The sequence below is a fragment of the Selenomonadales bacterium genome (assembly GCA_017442105.1).
Taxonomy (GTDB): domain Bacteria; phylum Bacillota; class Negativicutes; order RGIG982; family RGIG982; genus RGIG982.
Window position 1 is genome coordinate 1 of sequence record JAFSAX010000078.1, and the last position, 2,948, is coordinate 2,948.

The window sequence follows — 2,948 nt, forward strand, 5'->3', positions numbered from 1 at the left end:
AAAATCACCCTCGCATTGGTGACAGGTGCATTTGTAATGAGCAGCAGTGTAGCCTTGGCAGGCGTGAATATATCGACAGTGCCGCCTGCTGACGGCTGGGTCAGCGTAGATGGTATTTACGCACCTAAGGATGATTGGTCGAATAATACCATAACGATCAGTGGCGGTATTGTCGAGGATGCTTTTGCGGGCGGCTATGCTGATGGTTCCGATGATGCAAGCGGGAATAAGATCAATATTGGTGCAGGTACATTTGAGGATGATATCTTCGGTGCTTATGCATACAACGGCGATGCAACGGGCAACACGGTGAATATCACAAACGGTGCGTTTGGCGAGGATGCCTATATTTACGGCGGTTATTCTTATGGTGATGCGACGGGTAATGCTGTGACGATCGCAGACGGTACGTTCGAGCGCGGTATCGTCGGCGGTGAATCTTATGTCGGCAATGCGACCGAAAATACGGTAAATATCACAGCAGGTACGTTCAATGGCTATGTCTGCGGCGGTTATTCCGAGGAGGCTGATGCAGCTGAAAATACCGTAACTATCACAGATGGTACGTTCAATGGCGATATCTACGGCGGTGAATCTTACGAAGGCAATGCGACCGAAAATACGGTAAATATCACAGCAGGTACGTTCAATACAGGTGTCTTCGGCGGCTATTCCTATGAGGGTGATGTAACTGAAAATACCGTAACTATCACAGACGGTACGTTCAATGGCGATATCTACGGCGGTTGTTCCGATGCGGCCGATGCGACGGCTAATACGGTAGCTATTACAGCAGGTACGTTCGATGGCGACATCCTCGGCGGTTGTTCCTATGTGGGCAATGCGACCGAAAATACAGTAGATATCACAGCAGGTACGTTCGGTGGCAATATCGTCGGCGGTTTTTCCGAGAATGCGACTGCCGCTGAAAATACGGTAAATATCACAGCAGGTACGTTCAATGGCTATGTCTGCGGCGGTTATTCCGAGGAGGCTGATGCAGCTGAAAATACCGTAACTATCACAGATGGTACGTTCAATGGGTGTATCTACGGCGGTGAATCTTATGTCGGCAATGCGACCGAAAATACGGTAAATATCACAGCAGGTACGTTCAATGGCTATGTCTACGGCGGTTATTCCGAGAAGGCCGATGCAACAGGTAATACGGTAACCATTAGCGGTGCTGCTGATTTGGAAAATGCTCAATTATTTGGTGGTGCAGCACTGCGTAGAGTGGACGAGCTCAGTGTAACAAAAGCTATCCGGTATGAAATTGGCGGTGCTTATGGCGGTTCAAGTGCTCCCAACACTTTGAACATTGGTACCTCCGAATATTCTTGGGCAAACTTGCACAATACCAGTAGCAATAACATTAAAACGATCCAAGGCTTTGATATTATCAACTTTGAACACGTGAAATGGGATACGGAAAATCCTGCCCTCAAAGTAGAACGTCTTGAAATGAGCGGTGATGGCACGACCATCACAGTCAACAACCTGTATGTAGAAGAAGGCGATGCAACATTCGTTGCCAATGCCAACATGACATTGATCGACAGCACTGAGACGAACGGCAACCTTGCCGATGCTTCTAGCGTCGTAACGATCCACAGCGGTATCGCAAACGTCTACGCGGCAGACATCGTTATGGGCGAAGAAATAGAAGGAGCCGCTGAAGAAGACGTATTCATCGTATTGGGCGGAGAAGATACCAATCACGAAAACGTCGGCGAAGGAACGTATCCGCCGGACAGCAATGAAGGCGGAGACACGCCGAATATCCCGACACCGAGCCGTAACGACCAAGTCCTCGTACTCGGCGAATCTCGTGCGGCTGCAATGGCATTCACCAACCAAGGCAGCGAACTCATCGAGCTTGCGATCAACAGCCTCGTTCGTGACCAAGAAGAAGAAAAAGTATTCGCGGCAATATACGGCAACCACAGCGAATACGAAACGGGCAGTCATGTCAATGTCAACGGCTGGAGCGGTATCGTAGGTATCGGTAAAACGACGGATACAGGCCTTACATACGGTGCATTCTTCGAAAACGGTATCGGCGATTACAGCACGCACAACATCTACACAGACGACTACATCCGCGGTGACGGCGAAGCAGTCTACAACGGCGGCGGCTTCCTTATTCGCAAAGACAATACAAACGGCGTATACACCGAAGCATCCGTTCGTGCAGGTAACCTCAGCAACGAACTCGAAGGTGCAGTACGCAACGGTCAGAGCCTCACGGGTTATGATATCGACACTTTCTACTACGGCGCGCATATCGGCGTAGGTAAACTCATCCCGAAAGGCAATGACAGCCTCGACGTATACGGTAAATTCATCTACACGCACCATAACGGTGAAACGTTCGACATCGACGGCACAGACGTGAAATTCGACAGCATGGACAGCCAGAGATTGCGTCTTGGTCTCCGCTACAACAGCGCACAGACGAAAAAAGCGACACTCTACTACGGCGCGGCTTGGGAATATGAATTCGACGGCGATGCAAACGACAAAGTCGCAACGTTCGATCTCGAAACACCGTCGCTCGAAGGCAGTACCGTCATCGGCGAACTCGGTCTCCACTATATTGCAGATGCAAGATGGAGTCTCGACGTCAATGCTCGCGGTTATGCGGGACAGCGTGACGGTGTCAGCGGCAGCGTACAGGTGAAATACAGCTTCTAAACGACTATGCGACAAACGCGAAACACAAAAGAAAGAGAGAGGAATTTTCCTCTCTCTTTTTTCGTGCGGAAGAATGGCGGCGGATAACAGATGCATCAAAAGAGCGTATACAAGGGTGTATACGCTCTTTTTGTGTATAGGGTATATACTTATATAAAGACGGGGGAAAAGTGCCTCAGAGAGGATGTGAGGCGCTTTGATGGGGATTATGGCAATGTGGTATGGACGGATTGGAAACCGTATCTGCGTGG

1 protein-coding gene is annotated in these 2,948 nt (G+C 49.6%); it reads left to right on the forward strand.

Features of this window, described 5'->3' with window-relative positions:
- The coding region (locus IJN28_03070; GenBank protein ID MBQ6712754.1) for an autotransporter outer membrane beta-barrel domain-containing protein at positions 1 to 2,697 on the forward strand (2,697 nt) is incomplete at its 5' end.
- Between the last annotated feature and the right edge of the window lie 251 nt (positions 2,698 to 2,948).